The organism is Nocardia rhamnosiphila NBRC 108938, from assembly GCF_000720425.1.
GTDB classification, from domain to species: Bacteria; Actinomycetota; Actinomycetes; order Mycobacteriales; family Mycobacteriaceae; genus Nocardia; species Nocardia rhamnosiphila.
In genome coordinates this window covers 471,845-488,043 of the sequence record NZ_JOAJ01000008.1, presented here as the reverse complement: position 1 = coordinate 488,043, position 16,199 = coordinate 471,845, and the positions used below count along the sequence as shown (strand labels likewise).

General features: G+C 69.5%; 13 protein-coding genes. 6 read left to right on the top strand and 7 right to left on the bottom strand.

The features are described 5' to 3' along the window. Nucleotides 1-424: 424 nt before the first annotated feature. Nucleotides 425-1,714, bottom strand: a complete 1,290-nt coding sequence (gene tyrS / locus IG75_RS0126720; RefSeq protein ID WP_030523656.1) for a tyrosine--tRNA ligase — start codon at nt 1,712-1,714, stop codon at nt 425-427. 324 nt (nt 1,715-2,038) lie between these two features. Further along, nucleotides 2,039-2,659 carry a DNA-3-methyladenine glycosylase gene (locus IG75_RS0126715; protein WP_030523657.1) on the bottom strand — a complete coding sequence of 207 codons (621 nt, stop codon included), beginning with the start codon at nt 2,657-2,659 and terminating at the stop codon, nt 2,039-2,041. A gap of 177 nt (nt 2,660-2,836) precedes the next feature. Here IG75_RS0126715 and IG75_RS0126710 point away from each other — a divergent pair, with 177 nt between their 5' ends. The 3 genes from IG75_RS0126710 to IG75_RS0126700 are packed head-to-tail and all read left to right on the top strand — an operon-like array spanning nt 2,837 to nt 5,063. Then, the gene (locus tag IG75_RS0126710; protein WP_030523658.1) at nt 2,837-3,568 is read left to right on the top strand and encodes an ABC transporter ATP-binding protein; all 732 of its coding nucleotides are present in this window, start codon (nt 2,837-2,839) and stop codon (nt 3,566-3,568) included. Further along, complete coding sequence (locus IG75_RS0126705; RefSeq protein ID WP_081877106.1) at nt 3,565-4,422, top strand: ABC transporter permease; 858 nt, start codon at nt 3,565-3,567, stop codon at nt 4,420-4,422. Before IG75_RS0126710 ends, IG75_RS0126705 begins: the two co-directional genes overlap by 4 nt. After that, a complete protein-coding gene (locus IG75_RS0126700; RefSeq protein WP_030523660.1) occupies nt 4,419-5,063 on the top strand; it encodes a TetR/AcrR family transcriptional regulator in 645 nt (214 codons plus the stop codon). The genes IG75_RS0126705 and IG75_RS0126700 overlap by 4 nt, the downstream gene beginning before the upstream one ends. Before the next feature lie 9 nt (nt 5,064-5,072). Here the strand turns inward: IG75_RS0126700 and IG75_RS0126695 are convergent, their stop codons facing one another. The 3 genes from IG75_RS0126695 to IG75_RS0126685 are packed head-to-tail and all read right to left on the bottom strand — an operon-like array spanning nt 5,073 to nt 8,097. After that, nucleotides 5,073-5,303, bottom strand: coding sequence for a Trm112 family protein (locus IG75_RS0126695; RefSeq protein WP_030523661.1), 231 nt, complete (start codon nt 5,301-5,303; stop codon nt 5,073-5,075). Between the two features lie 5 nt (nt 5,304-5,308). After that, nucleotides 5,309-5,779: a GtrA family protein gene (locus tag IG75_RS0126690; RefSeq protein WP_051714933.1), complete on the bottom strand. Its 471-nt coding sequence runs from the start codon at nt 5,777-5,779 to the stop codon at nt 5,309-5,311. Then, entirely contained in the window at nt 5,776-8,097 is a 2,322-nt protein-coding gene (locus tag IG75_RS0126685; protein WP_373863746.1) for a hypothetical protein, read from the bottom strand. The genes IG75_RS0126690 and IG75_RS0126685 overlap by 4 nt, the downstream gene beginning before the upstream one ends. A 166-nt stretch (nt 8,098-8,263) precedes the next feature. Here IG75_RS0126685 and IG75_RS0126680 point away from each other — a divergent pair, with 166 nt between their 5' ends. Both IG75_RS0126680 and rffA read left to right on the top strand, forming a co-directional pair. Continuing rightward, nucleotides 8,264-9,418: a glycosyltransferase gene (locus IG75_RS0126680; RefSeq protein WP_081877107.1), complete on the top strand. Its 1,155-nt coding sequence runs from the start codon at nt 8,264-8,266 to the stop codon at nt 9,416-9,418. After that, nucleotides 9,415-10,551 carry a dTDP-4-amino-4,6-dideoxygalactose transaminase gene (gene rffA, locus IG75_RS0126675; protein WP_030523665.1) on the top strand — a complete coding sequence of 379 codons (1,137 nt, stop codon included), beginning with the start codon at nt 9,415-9,417 and terminating at the stop codon, nt 10,549-10,551. The genes IG75_RS0126680 and rffA overlap by 4 nt, the downstream gene beginning before the upstream one ends. A 21-nt stretch (nt 10,552-10,572) precedes the next feature. Here the strand turns inward: rffA and IG75_RS0126670 are convergent, their stop codons facing one another. After that, the gene (locus tag IG75_RS0126670; RefSeq protein ID WP_030523666.1) at nt 10,573-13,509 is read right to left on the bottom strand and encodes an AMP-binding protein; all 2,937 of its coding nucleotides are present in this window, start codon (nt 13,507-13,509) and stop codon (nt 10,573-10,575) included. 164 nt (nt 13,510-13,673) lie between these two features. On the opposite strand from IG75_RS0126670, the gene idi reads away from it, so the two are divergent. After that, nucleotides 13,674-14,255, top strand: a complete 582-nt coding sequence (idi, locus tag IG75_RS0126665; RefSeq protein ID WP_245713198.1) for an isopentenyl-diphosphate Delta-isomerase — start codon at nt 13,674-13,676, stop codon at nt 14,253-14,255. 532 nt (nt 14,256-14,787) lie between these two features. On the opposite strand, the gene argH is transcribed toward idi, so the two are convergent. Next, nucleotides 14,788-16,197 carry an argininosuccinate lyase gene (gene argH / locus IG75_RS0126655; RefSeq protein ID WP_373863747.1) on the bottom strand — a complete coding sequence of 470 codons (1,410 nt, stop codon included), beginning with the start codon at nt 16,195-16,197 and terminating at the stop codon, nt 14,788-14,790. Nucleotides 16,198-16,199: the final 2 nt, after the last annotated feature.

Here is a 16,199-nt window from a genome sequence, read left to right as displayed (position 1 = left end):
ATCCTCCACACGGGGGTATGAAGAACCGAAACCAAATTAAATATTTGGCACTGACATTCATCAACACACTATTGAGTTCTCAAAGAACACACGCACACATTTAAGCGACTGGACTCAACCAGGGCTTCAATGGGGCAGGTTTTCTAGCTTAACCGTCCAGTGGCTCAGAGTCAAACTCCGCTCTTCGGCCGGCCTGTCAGGCGCTCCTCGTACTACCTCGTTGTCCCTGGCCCCTCCGGCTCGGCGTTTCCGCCTCGCTCCGGGCCCCGGGTCGGTGTCCGTGTCGCTCTGACGTTGAATAAGTTACGCGGCGGGGAACGCTACGTCAAATCGCCACTTCGGCAGGGCGTTTGCGCAGTTCAGAGGCTTGCCGAGAGGCGATCAGGCGGGCTGGACCGCCGAAGTGTGACCCAGCCCACCAAGATCAATTTCCGGAGGCCCGTCGGACACCCGCGAAATTCCGCTTGCCACGGCGCAATACGAGCCATTGTCCGTGCAGGTAATCGCCGCTTTCCGGAGACCAATCGAGGTCCTTCACGCGCTCGTTGTTGACCGACGCGCCACCCTCGTTCACCGCTCGACGGGCCGCGCCACGGCTTTCACACAGGCCGGACGCCACCAGTAGATCGACGATCGTGTCGCCCCCGGGCGCAACCTCGGCGACCTTCCCGTCGACCGCTGCTTCGCGCAGCGCCGCGGCGAGGGTCGGCTCGTCCAGATCCCGGAGCTCGCCGCGTCCGAAAAGCGCCTGACTCGCCAGCTGTACCGAGCGGGTGTTCTCTGCTCCGTGCACCAGCGTGGTCATCTCCGCCGCCAGCCGGCGCTGCGCCTCGCGGGCATGCGGCCGTTCGACGGTGGCCTCCTCCAGTTCGGCCAGTTCGGCGCGGTCCAGGAAGGTGAACCAGCGCAGGTACCGGACGACATCGGCATCGGCGGTGTTCACGAAGTACTGGTACCAGGCGTAGGGACTGGTCAGCTCCGGATCGAGCCAGAGGCTGCCGCCGCCGGTGGACTTGCCGAACTTCTTACCGTCGGCGGAGGTCACCAACGGCACCGTCAGCGCGTGAACGGCGGCACCGTCCACCCGCCGGTTCAGTTCCACGCCGGCGATGATGTTGCCCCACTGATCGGAGCCGCCGACCTGCAGGACACAGTCGTGCGTACGGCGTAACTGCAGGTAGTCGTTGGCCTGCAACAGCATGTAGCTGAACTCGGTGTAGGAGATGCCCTCCCCGTCGAGGCGCCGTTTGACGGTGTCGCGGGCGAGCATCACGTTGACCGAGAAGTGCTTGCCGATATCGCGGAGGAAGTCGATCGCGCTCAGCGAGCCCGTCCAGTCCATGTTGTTCACGATCAGCGCGCCGGTCGGTGAATCGTCCAGGTCGACGAATCGCTCGAGTTGCGAACGGATCCGATCCGCCCAGGCGGCGACGGTATCGGCGGAGTTCATCGTGCGCTCACCGACGTCGCGCGGGTCGCCGATCAGTCCGGTGGCGCCACCGGCCAGCACGATCGGCCGGTGGCCGGCCCGCTGGAACCGTTTCAGCGCCAGCAGCGGCACCAGATGGCCGGCATGCAGACTGGCCGCGGTGGGATCGAAACCGGCATAGAGATTGCGCGGGCCCGAGCCCAGCGCCTCCCGGAGCGCGTCGAGGTCGGTGGACTGCGCGATCAACCCGCGCCAGGTCAGTTCGTCGATGATGTCGCTGCTCACGGCTCCATCTTCGCCTACGTCCGCAACCACATAACGCCCGGTGCGGCCATCGCCACCGCGGTGCGCCGGCGCGGCGGAGAGGAGCCCGGCGAGCGGCGGGACCACTGTGCGAGGCGGCACCGAGACAGCGCCTGGGATCGGGCGACGCCGGGAATCCCGGTCGAGCTCGCCGGGTGTTCCGCCTACCCGGCACGTGCGGGGAGCGACGCCCGCGGCCGAGGTTACGAAGTGCGCCGGGGCTCCGGGGCGGGACCGGTCGCCCGCGGGTGATACCTGCGGCGCGACCGGCCCGGGGCAGGCTGCGATCGGGCGGCGGACTGCCGATCAGGCGGATTCGTCGATGCGCGGGGCGCGTGGGCTACGGCGGTAGGTGGAGACGGCCGGGGAGTCGGGCAGCCAGACGCGCCAGGGGCGATCGGCTTCGCTGCTCACCCCGACGCGCGGTCCGGCGGAGATCCGCGCCGGGTCGATCGGGCGGCCCAGTTCCAGCCGGATCGGGGATCCGGGATCGAAGACATCGGTGCCGTAGTCGGCCAGGCCGATGCCCAGCGCGCTCCCCAGGTTGCCGGGGCCCTTGGCCAGGTCCGCTTCGGTGCGGGCGCCCGGCCGACGGCCGCGCACCGTCTCGTGACCGGCGACGATCTCGGCGGCGCGCAGCAGCACGCCGCTGGCCACACCGTCGGGTCCGCTGATGATGTTGACGCAGGTGTGCATGCCGTAGCTCAGGTAGCAGTAGAGGTGGCCGGGCGGACCGAACATCACCGCGTTACGCGGGGTCCGGCCGCGGCCGGAATGGGCGGCCGGGTCGTGCCAGGGGCCGGCCGGATCACCGCCGTATGCCTCGACCTCGACGATGCGGGCGCCGACCGGGCCCGACCACAGAATCGCGCCGAGCAGACGCTGGGCGGCGGTCAGCGGATCAACTGCCAGTTCCTCAGCACTCACGGCGTGGATTGTCGCAGCCTGCACCGACCAGGTGCCGCGGGGGCGTCGGCGGTCGAGATCCGGGGCACAGACAAGCGGGGTCGACAGATCGATCACGCCGGGGTCTTGCGGGCCGGCTCCAGTCGGCGAATAATTCATCAGAGAATGAATTCAACACTCGATGAATAGGGGCCGACCATGCCCGATACGGGCGCGACCGCCGCGGTAGAGGTGCGCAACCTCACCGTTCGGCGCGGCAAACGCGAAGTGCTGCACGATATTTCGTTGACCATTCCGTGCGGTTCGATCAGCGGGCTACTGGGCCCGTCGGGTTGCGGGAAGACCACGATGATGCGCAGCATCGTCGGAACCCAGCTGGTGGCGGCCGGGGAGATCACCGCGCTCGGGCTGCCCGCGGGCAGCGCGGCGCTGCGGCGACGGATCGGATATGTCACCCAGGCGCCGAGCATCTACGCCGATATCAGCGTGCGCGACAATGTCGCCTACTTCGCGGCGCTCTCCGGAGCCGGTCGAGACGCTGTCGACTCCGCCCTGGGCGCGGTCGGGCTGCTCGACCATCAGTCGCAGCGCGGCGACGAACTGTCCGGCGGACAACAGACCCGGGCCTCGCTCGCCTGTGCGCTGGTGGCCGGACCGGAGCTGCTCGTTCTCGACGAACCCACGGTCGGCTTGGACCCGGTGCTGCGGGTGGAGCTGTGGAAACAGTTCCACGAACTCGCGGCGGGCGGGACAACCCTGCTGGTGTCGAGCCATGTGATGGACGAGGCCGAGCACTGCGACCGGTTGCTGCTCCTGCGCGAAGGCGATCTGCTGGCTCAGCTGAGTCCCGACGAGCTGCGGGAACACACCGGTGAACAGAACCTGGAACAAGCGTTTCTCGCCCTCATCACGATGGGAGCTCCGGTATGAGTGGGCAGCGAGCGGCATCGACACAGCGAGCGGCATCGACCGCGATCCCGGACGCCGGCCGGACGGGGTCCGGCGGGCCCCACTCGAGTGGGCCCCGCCCGGGGCGGGCGTATCTGGCCACGACCACCCGGATTCTGCGACAGCTGCGCAACGATCACCGGACAGTGGCGATGATCCTGGTGGTACCGGCCCTGCTGATGGCCCTGCTCTACTTCATCTACCGGGACGTCCCCACCCCGCCCACACAGTCCGCGACCCCGTTCGACCGCATCGGGATCAGCATGCTCGGCATTCTGCCGTTCATCGTGATGTTCCTGATCACCGCGATCGCCATGCAGCGCGAACGCACCTCCGGAACGCTGGAACGACTGCTCACCACACCGCTGAGCAAACTCGACCTGCTCGGCGGGTACGGCACGGCGTTCTCCCTCGCGGCCGCCGCGCAGGCAGCGGTGGCCTGCCTGGTGTCGTTCGGCCTGCTGGGTCTGGACGCCGCCGGGAATCCCGGATGGGTCGTGCTGATCGCGATGGTGGACGCCGTGCTGGGGGTCGCGCTGGGGCTGCTGTGCAGTGCGTTCGCCCGGACGGAATTCCAGGCGGTGCAGTTCATGCCGCTGGTGGCGGCGCCGCAGATCTTCCTGTGCGGCCTGCTGGTACCCCGCGCTCAGCTACCGGACTGGCTGGAGGTGATCAGCAATGTCATGCCGCTCAGTTATGCGGTCGACGCGCTGCACGAAGTCTCGGTGCACACCGACCCGACCGGGTTGATGTGGCGGGATCTGGCGATCGTGGCGGCGTTCGCGGCGGTCGCCCTGTGCCTGGGTGCGGCCACGCTACGCCGCCGTACCGCATGAGCGCGGCGGAACCCGCCGGCCCGCGTCCGACCCGGCCGGGCCGCCGTCCCGGCCGGTCCGGCACCCGGGACGCGATCCTCGCCGCTGCCCGGGAGCGGTTCGCGAAATCCGGATTCGACAAAACCTCCATCCGGGCGGTCGCGGCGGACGCCGAAGTGGATCCGGCGCTGGTACACCACTATTTCGGGACCAAGCAGCAACTGTTCGCCGCGGTGGTGGAACTACCGGTGGACCCGGAGATCGTGCTGCGGCAGGTGGACGCGGTACCACTGGACCGGCTCGGCGAAACCATCGTCGCCGCGGTGGTGGGCCTGTGGGATTCCCCGGCGGGCGCCGGCGCGGTGGCACTGGTGCGCAGTCTGGTGGCGAGCGGAGATACCTCGCTGGCCCGCGATTTTCTCCTGTCTGTGGTGCTGGAGCGGGTGCGGCAGCGGATCGCGACCGATGCCGACGACGGCCGGCTCCGGGTGGCGTTGGCCGCCTCACAGATGGCGGGCCTGGTGATCTCCCGCAAGATCCTGGCCCTCCAGCCGGTGAGCGGACTGCCGCTGCCGCAGCTCGTCGCGGCCGTCGGGCCCACGGTGCAGCGTTATCTCACCGGGGATCTGGGTCAGGACTCGACCGCCGCCGGTGAGCCCTGACCCGGGCGATCACTCCCCGTACTGGCGGGCGAAATCGGCGTGCTCGGCGTCGTCGACCGGACGCGCCTCGTCGGCGAGCAGCACCGGGATACCGCTGTCGATCGGATAGGCCAGGCGCAGCCGCGGGTTGTACAGCAGATCCGCGCCGTCGGCGGCGCGCACCAGATGCAGCTGACCTTTGTCCTGCGGGCACGCCAGCAGATTCAGCAAGGTGGGGTCCAGAATGGTTTCCTCCGACATGGGGTTCAACCTACCGGTCGGCGGAACGAGATCGAGCGGTGGCCGAAATAGCTGCCGACCGCGACCGTGCCCATCACCACGACCGCGGCCGGCGCTCGGGGAAAACCGAGCACTGTGACAGCGAGTTCGAGCAGCAGGGCGTTGGCAACCAGTCCGCCGCTGTTGACGGCCACGAACGCGGCGAAATCCCGCAACACCCGGCCGCGGACGCGGAATACGAGGTTGCGGTGCAGGACGAAGGCGATCCCGACACCGGTGGCGTACGCGGCGGCCACCGCCACCGACGGCGGCACGGCGGTCCCGAGCAGCCACAGCCACCCGACGGTCAGGCCGATTCCCATCGCGGTGTTCACGGCGCCGACGACCGCGAAGGCCAGTTCCTGCCGACGCACGAGCCGGAGCAGCGGGCCCGGGTCGGCGGCTTCCGCGAGCGGGCTGTCGCGCGAGGTCGCCGGGTGTCCGGCGGAATCGGTCACGGGCGCGCGGCGACGGGACCCGGCCCGCCGGCCACCGGACCGGCGGGCGGAGCCGTCAGGTCATCAGGAGAAGCCATCGGGTCGGCGGGCGGTGCAGCCGGGCCGACGGGAAGTACAGCCGGTCCGGCGGATGCAGCGGGCGGTCGGGCATGACGTCGGCGGCCACGCCGGTGGCCGATCTCCAACACCGCGAGACCGGCCAGTCCGGCTGCCGCGAGCACGGCGCCGATCTTCCAGCCGGGCGGCCGCCAGGTCAGTTCCAGTTCGCCCCCGCGGGTGCCGGGCGGGATGTCCACGGCGACGAAACTGTTCGCGACCACATCGATCGGGAGCTGCCGGCCATCGAGGTGCGCACGGTACCCCGGCCAGCCCAGCCGGGCGAAAACGATCCGGCCACCGGCGGGCGAATCGACTCGGACCCGGCTGGTGGTGTCGGATTCGGCGGTGGCACCGACGGCGACACCTTCGGTGTGGGCTACCCGGCCGGTGCGTCCCGACACCGGACCGCCTTCGCGTTCGAGGACCGCGATGTACTGCTCGTGCCCCGGATAGTCCACCCATTTCCAGCCCGCGGGCGCGGGCTGTTCGCGCGCCCCGGGGAACAGCGCGCGCTGCAGCACCACGCGGTCGACGAGCATCAGATCCACCAGGGGCCGCCCGGTCTCGGGTTCCGGCGCGAAGGCCCGCCGATAGGCGTCGGGGCAGACGCTGACGTCCCAGCGCATACACAGCAGATGGCCGAAGTAGAAATGACCGTTGGGGGTGTAGCCGCCCACATAGTCGGCCTCCAGATTCTTCGCGTAGTTACCGAAGGCCAGCGAACCGTAGGCGCCGTCGAGGGTGCGTTCGCCGGGGGCGATCAGCGCCCGGTCACCCAGTTGCAGGGTGGTGCCGGGGAAATCGGGGAAGGCCGCTTTCATCTCCGACCGTTTCGTGGGCAGATTCCAGCTCATGGGCGTGGGCTGAGCCGCGTGCACCTGGAGATAGGCGATCGGCGCCACCGCGGCCAGTGTGAGCAGGCAGGCCGCGGTCCGCCCGCGGGTCCGGCCCAGCCACACCACGGCCGCCCCCAGCGCGCCCACCCCGGCCGCGGCCAGCAGGTGGCCCGGCGCCTCCGCCGGCGCGGCTGCGGCGGAACGCGCCAGCAGCAGGACGACCAGTACCGCGGCGGCGACACCGCGGCGGCGGGTTCCGGCGACCGTGCCGAACCGGCCGAGCAGGACGCACACCAGCACCAGCAGGGCCAGCGCGACCATCGGCAGTACCCGGGCCGGCCAGCGCAGCGGACCCATGGTCCCGGGCCCGGCGGTCCACAGCAGAGTCAGGACGGCGAACACGGCCGGCCCGCTCAGCTCCCGCGCCGCGCCCGCAGCGCGTTTCCAGTCGACGAAAGCCAGCGCCGGGATCAGGAACCAGGCGATATAGACCATGGGCAGTGGCTGCACGTATCCCCACCAAGAGGTGAAGGCGGGCAACGTACTGGGCAGGCTGGCGTTCAGCGATTCCGACCACGGCACGGCCAGGAACTGGTCGTTGCGGATCTCCGAGGCACCGCGCCAGGTGACCTCCGCGGTGAGCAGACTCGGTAGATAGGTCGCCAGCCCGGCCGCCGCCGCGCATCCGGCCACCAGGGCGAGCCGGACCACCGGCGCCCACTGCCGCCGATACACGAATTCGCCGATGAGCACGGTGGCGAACAGCACGGCCGCTTCCACCGCGGGAAACACGTACTGCACCGAGATCGTCAGGTAGAGGAAGACGAAAACCGGGACGGGTCCCCCGCGACCGCGGGCGTAGCGCACACCCGACGCCCAGGCGTGCACCAGCCAGGCGGTTCCGGTGAACGCGGTCATCCAGCTGGCGGCGTCGAAGAACAGCAGGAAACCGCTACAGGGGAAGGCCACGCCGGCCACCGCCGACCAGGCCGGGCGGCCGCCGTAGGCCAGGCAGACCCGGTATACGCCGAGCCCCAGCACGACCGCGAACAGCAGTTTGACCAGCGTGGCGTACAGCGCGAGATCGTCCATCGAGACCGCGAGCAGATCGATCAGCAGCTGCGGGGGGTTGAGCAGACCGGTTTCCTCGATCGCGTAATTGCCGGCCAGCCAGTTCTCCGGCACCAGCACCGGGAACCTGCCCTCGCGCAGGGCACGGCCGGTCATCACCCACAGCGGCGCGTACTGGGACTCGGTGTCGTCGGTGTAGAAATGCCGGGAATTCGCCAGGAGGACAGCGAGATAGGCGGCGACCACCCCCGCCGCGCACACCAGACCCCACCGGAACACATCCCGCCGACTCTCGGCTCGACCATCCGCCACGGGTCCCAGACCCTACCGCCCACACCGGGTTCCGCGGCCGGAACGACGCGCTTGCGAATCCGGCCCCACTGTCCGCACCGCACCTGCTAGAGTTCGCATTTCTCGGGCTCACCAGCGTCATCGAGACCCGGCACGCGTTATCCACCGTCGAAAGTCGATCTCGCCAATGCCGTTTTCTCCCAGCTTCGTGTCCGCCCGGGCCGCCGATCGGCCGCCGGCGGCCCGCTCCATCCCTGATCTCGCCGCCGCGGCCCTACGACCCGAAACCGACTACCCGTCCCCGGGCTTCGAATCCGATTCGCCCGAAGTATGCGGTATTTCGGTCGTGGTCCCGGTGTACCGCGGCGAACAGACCGTCACCGCGCTCGTGCGGGAACTGCACGCGCTGGGCGTACCCACCGCGACACCCGGCGGGATCGGCTTCCGCGTCGCGGAGATCGTGCTGGTCCACGATCACGGCCCCGATCGCTCCGATCTCGTGCTGCAGCGGCTTGCCCGCGAATACCCGCAGGTCCGAGTGATCTGGTTGAGCCGCAACTACGGACAGGACGCGGCCACCATCGCCGGGCTGGCCGCCGCCCGGGGTCGCTGGATCGTCACCATGGACGAGGACGGGCAGCACGACCCGGCCTGTCTCGCCGCGTTCCTGGACGCCGCGTATCGCGAACGCGCCGACCTGGTCTACTCCCGGCCCACCAACACCCGGCCGCACGGTGCACTGCGCAACCTCACCTCACGCGGCGCGAAACTGGTGCTGGCCACCCTCTTCGCCTTCCCGGCCTCCACCCGGTTCGAGAGTTTCCGGCTCATCCGCGGCGATATCGGGCGCCGGCTGGCCGAGGTCGCCGCCAACGGCGCCTATCTCGATGTCGCATTGACCTGGGTCGTGGGCCGGACGGCGACGGTCCCCGTGCTGTTACGCACCGAGGGCCGGGCCGAATCCGGTTACAACTACCGGCGACTGTTCTCGCTGTTCTGGAAGATGGTGCTGTGCACCGGAACCCGCGGACTGCGCCTGGTGAGCCTGCTCGGTGTGACACTGGCGCTGGCCGGGGCGGTGCTGGCCGGCGTGATCATCTACACGGCGCTGACCGGCGACGGCGCCGACCCGGAGGGCTGGGCCTCCATCATCGTGGTGCTGCTGCTGTGCTCGGGGGCGGTGCTGTTCTCCCTCGGCCTCATCGCCGAATACCTCGGGGTGGTCCTGCACATCCTGGTCGGCAAACCGCTGTATCTCACGGTGGAATCACCGACGCCCCGGCCACCGGAGGAGATGACGGCCACGGCCGGGCACCGGCCCGCCGAGGCGGCGGCCGGGTGAGCGGGCGGATCATCTTCAGCCGGCCCTATCGGTCGGCCGCGGAACTGTCGAATGTGACCGCCGTACTCGATTCCGACCACTGTCACGGTGACGGCCCGTTCACGGCCGCGGCCACCGCGAAACTCGCCGAGATCACCGGCGCCCGGCACGTTCTGCTGACCACCTCGTGCACCCACGCGCTGGAACTGGCCGCGCTCCTGCTCGAGCTGGGGCCCGGCGACGAGGTGATCGTGCCGAGTTTCGCCTTCACCTCCACCGCCGCGGCCTTCGCGGTCCACGGCGCGACCTGCGTTTTCGTCGATATCGACAGCACCACCGGCAATATCGACCCGCAGGCCGCCGCGGCGGCGATCACCGACCACACCAAGGCGATCGTGGTCATGCACTACGGCGGAGTGGCCGCCGATATGGCCGCTCTGCAATCCCTGGCCGACCGGCACGGTCTCGCACTCATCGAGGACAACGCCCACGGGCTGGGCGGAACCTGGCGGGGACGCGCGCTCGGCACCCTCGGCACGCTGGGTACCCAGAGTTTCCACGACACCAAGAATGTGCACTGCGGCGAGGGCGGGGCACTGCTGCTCTCCGACGACATCCTGATGGGCCGCGCCGAGATCATCCGGGAGAAGGGCACCGACCGTGCCCGGTTCCTGCGCGGTCAGGTGGACAAGTACTCCTGGCAGGACATCGGGTCCAGTTATCTGCCCAGTGAGCTCAATGCCGCCGTGCTCGACGCCCAGCTCGCCGAATTCCACACCATCCAGCGCGCCCGGCACCGGGTGTGGCACACCTACGCGGCCGGGCTGGGCTCCTGGGCGGCCGAGTACGGGGTGGCGCCGATGTCGGTGCCGCCGGACCGGCGTCACACCGCGCACCTGTTCTATCTGCGTATGCCGACCGAAGAGGCCCGCGACGGCCTCATCCGGCATCTCGCCGACTGCGGGATCGTGGCGCCGTTCCACTATGTACCGCTCGATTCCAGCGCGGCCGGGCTCAAATACGGCCGGACGCCCGCTCCGTGCACCCGCAGCGCCCGGTTCGCGGCGAGCATCGTCCGGTTACCGCTGTGGCCCATGCTCACCCGGGATCAGATCCACCGGGTACTCGACGCGGTCACCGCGTACCGGTGCTGAACCGGACGCGGCCCACCGCGGTCACAGCCTGCCGGGGTCGGTCTCGGTGAGTACCTCGTAGCTCTCCGATTCCGGGTCGTACCACCAGGTGAGCGGGCCCGGCCGGGGCCCGCCCGCAGCCTTGACCGCGTGCGCCGACGGGCGGAACGACGGACTGCGCGGAATATCGTCGACGACATAGACGATGTCCGGGCGCTGGTCTGGCGCCAGCGAGCGCAGGGCATCGGTGATATCGCCGGGCTCGAGCCGGAACCCCGGTCGTACGCTCACCGCCGCGACGGCGAGCACCCGGTCATGCGCGGGCAGTGCGAAGGCCACTTCCATATCGACGGCGGCGACATCGTTGAGCACATCCACGATCGGCTGGGTGAACACCGGGCCGCGGCGGGTCCGGATGACGGTGTCGATACGGTCGACCAGCCAGTAGTCGCCGTCGCTGTCGCGCCGGAACAAATTCTCGGTGGGCAGCCAGGAGTCCTCGGGGTCGAAGACACCGCGTAAACCGCCCAGCGACAGGTCCACGCTCGCCCCGGCCGAGCCGATCAGCAGCCCGACCTCGTTGTCGGCGCACCGCCGCGCGTATCCGTGGTCGTCGACCTGGACCTGGCCGGAGACCGGATCGTAGGCCACCAGTTCCACCCGCGCGGTCCCCGGCACCGGCCGGCCCTTGCAGCCGAACTTCACCCCCGGCACATTCGCCAGCACCACATCGCCCTCGATGGAGGCGTAGAACTCGAGCACCCGGGCGGGGCCGAACTGTTCGACGGTGCGACGCCACAGACCGGCGGGCATCCCGGAGCCGATGAACAACCGGATGGGATGCGCGTGCCCCTCCGGGAAAACCTCGGCGTCGAGAATATCGCGCAGCATCGTCCACGTGTACGTCACGACCGTGACCCCGTAGCGGTGGACTTCCTCGGCGAAACGACCCGGATCCAGGGACCGGGCCAGCGCGATCCGGCTCCCACCGGCGATGGCTCCGCCCAGGCTCACCAGCAGCCCGGACGAATGGTGCAGCGGCGCCAGGCAGTACACCGTGTCCTTGTTGTCCAGATCGGCCGCGGAAGCGGTACCGAACGCCGACAGCGCCCACCGGTGGTTGGTGATGTATTTGATGTCCAACCGGTCACCGACGCCGGCGACCAGGATGAAGGCCAGTTCCCGTGCGCGTCCCGGGTTCGGCCGGTACCAGCCCGGCACCCGGACCTGCTCGGGATCGATCTGCTCGAGATCCACGAGATCGGTTCCGGCGGGCACTGCCAGGCCGCGGGCGTCGCCGCCGCCGAGGACGAACACCCGGGCACCGGTGGCAACGGCATGGTGCATGTTCTCCGGATCCGAGACCAGCACCGCGGTCCCGGTCTGCGCGAGGGCGGTGTTCAGATCGCTCTCGGGTGCCATGAGCACCGCGACGGCACCGATACGCGACAACGCCGCCAAGGTCACCAGCGCACTGGGCCGGGTCTCCATCACCACCCCGACCCGGGTCGCGGGCCGGATCCCGACCGAGATCAGACCGCGCACCACATTGTCGATCCGGATATCGACAGCGGCATTGGTGTGCACCCGGTCGTCGAAGAGGAAGCATTCGCCGCGTGGCGACCGGCGGGCCTGTTCGGCCATCAACCGGCCGATGGAGATCCGGGTCGTCGATTCGATCGTGCCCAGACGGGTCAGCCTGGGCAGCGTGCGCGCGGCGCCCTCGACCACGCCCACCGATCCGCGCAGCGTATTGGCGGCCAGATGTTCGAGAGTGCGGCCCACCTCGGCGCCGGCCTCGGCCAGCACCGCCGCGGTGTGCACCGCGCGCAGCAGGGCGGTGCGCGGTACTCCCTCGGCGACGTGATCGGTCATCGGCACGATCTCTTCCGGCAGCGGATTACCACCCTCGACCCAGCCCACCCAATCGCGCACCTGGGGCCAGGTGAACTTGGTGGCGGCCGAGCCGGCGACGAGACCGAAATGGCCCGAGACCAGTGTCGACTCGTACACCTCGGCCCGCGGCGCGGCCCGCACGATCCCGCGCACCGCCGCGGGCTGGCCGATCTCGTCGACCTCGCCGAGGAAGGCCAGGATCGGGCATTTCAGATCGGCCAGGGAGATCGGCTGATCGCGGATGACGAAACCGCCCAGCATCATGCGGTTGTGCACCACGAACTGTTTGAGCAGATCGGCCGCGGCGGGCCCGGCGTAGCCGATCCAGCCCTCGTTGGTCAGGAAGCGCCGCTGCCGTTCCTTCGGCAGCAGTGCTTCGCGGTCGTGCAGCTGGCGTAGGAAATCGATCCGCGCCTTGGCGGTCTTCACCGGGTCGAGGAGCTGGAATCCGATCCGCACCATCCGATCGGTGATCGGCAGCCGGGGCACGACGTGGTCGGCGGCGAAGTCCACCAGATCCGATACCGCGGCATGCGGCAGGCCCAGCGGCATCCCGGCCACGATATCAACGGGGCTGCCGAAGGTCACGATGCTCGCGATCCCCTTGCTCGCCCGGAAGGCCGCGGTCTGGTAGGCGAACATCCCGCCCTGCGAGTACCCCATCAGATGCACGTCGCGGCCGGTGGCGGCGCAGACCGTATCGATCGCGGTGTTCACCGCGAGCACATGATCGGCGAGATCGCGTTTCCAGCCGCCCTCCTCCACCGACGGTGAACCGAAATCGATGACCCAGCAGTCGATACCGCTGCGGTGCAGGATCCCGACCGCGCCGTCGTCGCCGTTGACGTCCCAGATATCGGCGTTGACCATGAGCGGCGGTACGAAGAGCACCGCCGGACCGGCGGTGGGGGCCGCGGGGAAGTAGTGACGCAGGCGGTACATGGGCCGTCGCTCGGCGATCTCGAACGGCGAGGACTCGGTATCCCTGCCCAGTCCGCCGAAGCGGATCACCTCGAGCCCGTTCTGCGCGGTCGACATCACCCGCCGCGCCGTCCCCGCCAGACCTCGCACACTCAACTTCACGTTCCGCTCCCAGCCCTACCGTGGCGTGGCATACCTCACAATCCCTGCGGTATGCCCAAAGCCTGCCATATCGCACCCCGTACCTGTGAGGTCCGTTGTGACATCTCCATCATGTACCCGGCACCTCGCCGGGACCCCGCGCCCGCGCCGATAGGGTGAGGATCGTGACCGACCCGACCCTCCCGCCGGCCCGCCCGGCCGCCCCCACCGACCGGGAAACACTGCCCGTCGAGCTGGTGGACTCCGCCGGCAAGACGGTCGGCTCGTGCCCGGTGGCCGAGGCCCACCGGCCTCCCGGCCGTCCGCACCGGGCGTTCTCGGTGCTGATCTTCGACACCGCGGGCCGGACGCTGCTGCAGCAGCGCGCGCCCGGGAAGACGCGGTTTCCCGCGCGCTGGTCGAATACCTGCTGTGGCCATCCCGCCCCCGGCGTCCCCGTCGCCGAGGCCGCCGGAATCCGGCTGGCCGAAGAGATGGGGCTGCGCGTACCGCTGACCGAGGTCGGTATCTACAGCTACCGCGCGGGTGACCCGCGCACCGGGTTCGTCGAGGACGAATGGGATCACGTGCTGGTGGGCGTGCTCGACGATGCGCAACCGGCGCCGGACCCGGCCGAGGTCGCCGACTACCGCTGGGTGCGCCCGGACGAGTTGCGCACCCGGCTACGGGAGGACCCGGACGCGTTCAGTCCCTGGCTCGCCGGAGTACTGGAGATCGCCGCCGCCGGACCGCCGGTTCCGGCCTGACCCTGCAGCCGGTACGGCACCGGATGTCGACGACATCATGGTTTCTACATCCCGGCCGAGCCCAGCGCCTGCGCGATACCGCTGAGAAAATCGGAAACAACCAGATAAGCCACCGCGAGTGCGACCAGTATGAATTCCATGCCGGCTTCATCGGCCGACAGTGACCGGCCGTTATCTCGGTTCCCTTCACGCCGTCTCCTCGGGGGCCGGGAGGTCGTCCGCTCTGCGGCCTGGCCGGATAGCCGGACCCGACGTGGCGCTCGCTCATCGCCTGGCATTCCGGCCGGAAGCTCCAGGTGATCGTGCCCGAGTTCGGCATCTTATAGCTAGATGCGCATATCTAAGTAATCACATCTTTCGCCGTTGAGCCGTTGAGCTGTGAGCCGTGAGAATGGCTTCGCCGACGCATCGCGGAGCGGTCCCGAGGCCGACGACGGCGGTCGAGTCGCCGGTAGGCTCGTACCGGGACGTCGTTTCCGCACCGGCCGGGCGGGCCCGGCCGGTGTGCCGGGTCCGGTCCCGGGACGCCGGGTCAGTCCAGCCAGCTCCGGATCTGCTCGGCGGCCGCGCGGATCTCGCCGAGCTGTTCGGCGACCCGCTCCCCCGCCGTGCCACCTCGGGCATTACGCGACGCGACGGAGCCGGCCACCGTCAGTACCTCGCGTACCCGCGGGGTGAGCGCCGGATCGATCGCCGCGAACTCCGCATCGGTCAGTTCGTCCAGACCGACCCCTCGCGCCTCGGCGGTCCGGACACACGCGCCGGCCGCCTCGTGCGCGACCCGGAACGGCACCCCGTGCCGGACCATCCATTCGGCGATATCGGTCGCCAGGGTGAAACCGGCGGGCGCCAGCTCGGCCATCCGGCCGGTGTGGAAGGTGAGCGTGGAGACCAGGCCGGCGATGGCGGGCAGCAGCAGTTCCAGCTGGGCCACCGAGTCGAACAGCGGTTCCTTGTCCTCCTGCAGATCCCGGTTGTAGGCCAGCGGCTGGGCCTTCAGGGTGGCGAGGAGCCCGGTGAGGTTGCCGATCAACCGGCCCGCTTTTCCGCGAGTGAGTTCCGAGACGTCCGGGTTCTTTTTCTGCGGCATGATCGACGAACCGGTCGACCAGGCGTCGGCGAGGGTGATGTAGCCGAATTCCGGCGTACTCCACAGGATGATCTCCTCGGCCATCCGGCTGAGGTCGACCCCGATCATCGCGAGGACGAAGGCGGCCTCGGCCGCGAAATCCCGGGCCGAGGTGGCATCGATGGAATTGGCGGCCGCGGCGGTGAAATCGAGTTCGGCCGCGATGGCCTCCGGATCGAGGCCGAGCGAGGACCCGGCGAGCGCGCCGGACCCGTACGGCGAAACCGCGGCCCGCTTGTCGAAATCACGCAGCCGGTCGATATCGCGCAGCAGCGGATGCGCGTGGGCGAGCAGATGGTGGGCCAGCAATACCGGCTGCGCCGCCTGCAGATGGGTTTTGCCCGGCATCACCGCGTCCGGATGCGCCGCGGCCTGGTCGGCGAGGGCGTCTACCACCGTGACCAGTCCGGCCGCGATACGCCGTACCGCGTCCCGCAGCCACATCCGGAACAGCGTGGCGACCTGGTCGTTGCGGGAACGTCCGGCGCGCAACCGCCCGCCGAGCTCCGGGCCGACCCGGTCGATGAGTCCGCGCTCGAGCGCGCCGTGCACGTCCTCGTCCGATTCCGCGGGCGCGAAGGCGCCGGATGCGACATCGGCGGCGAGCCGGTCCAGACCGGCGAGCATGCCGCTCAGATCGGCCTCCGACAGCAGCCCGGCCTTGTTCAGCACTCGGGCGTGCGCCTTGGAGGCGCGGATATCGTAGGGCGCCAGCACCCAGTCGAACTGGGTCGATTTACTCAGCGCCGCCATCGCCTCGGCGGGACCGGAGGCGAACCGCCCACCCCACAACGCGCCCTCGTTGGTGCCCACTA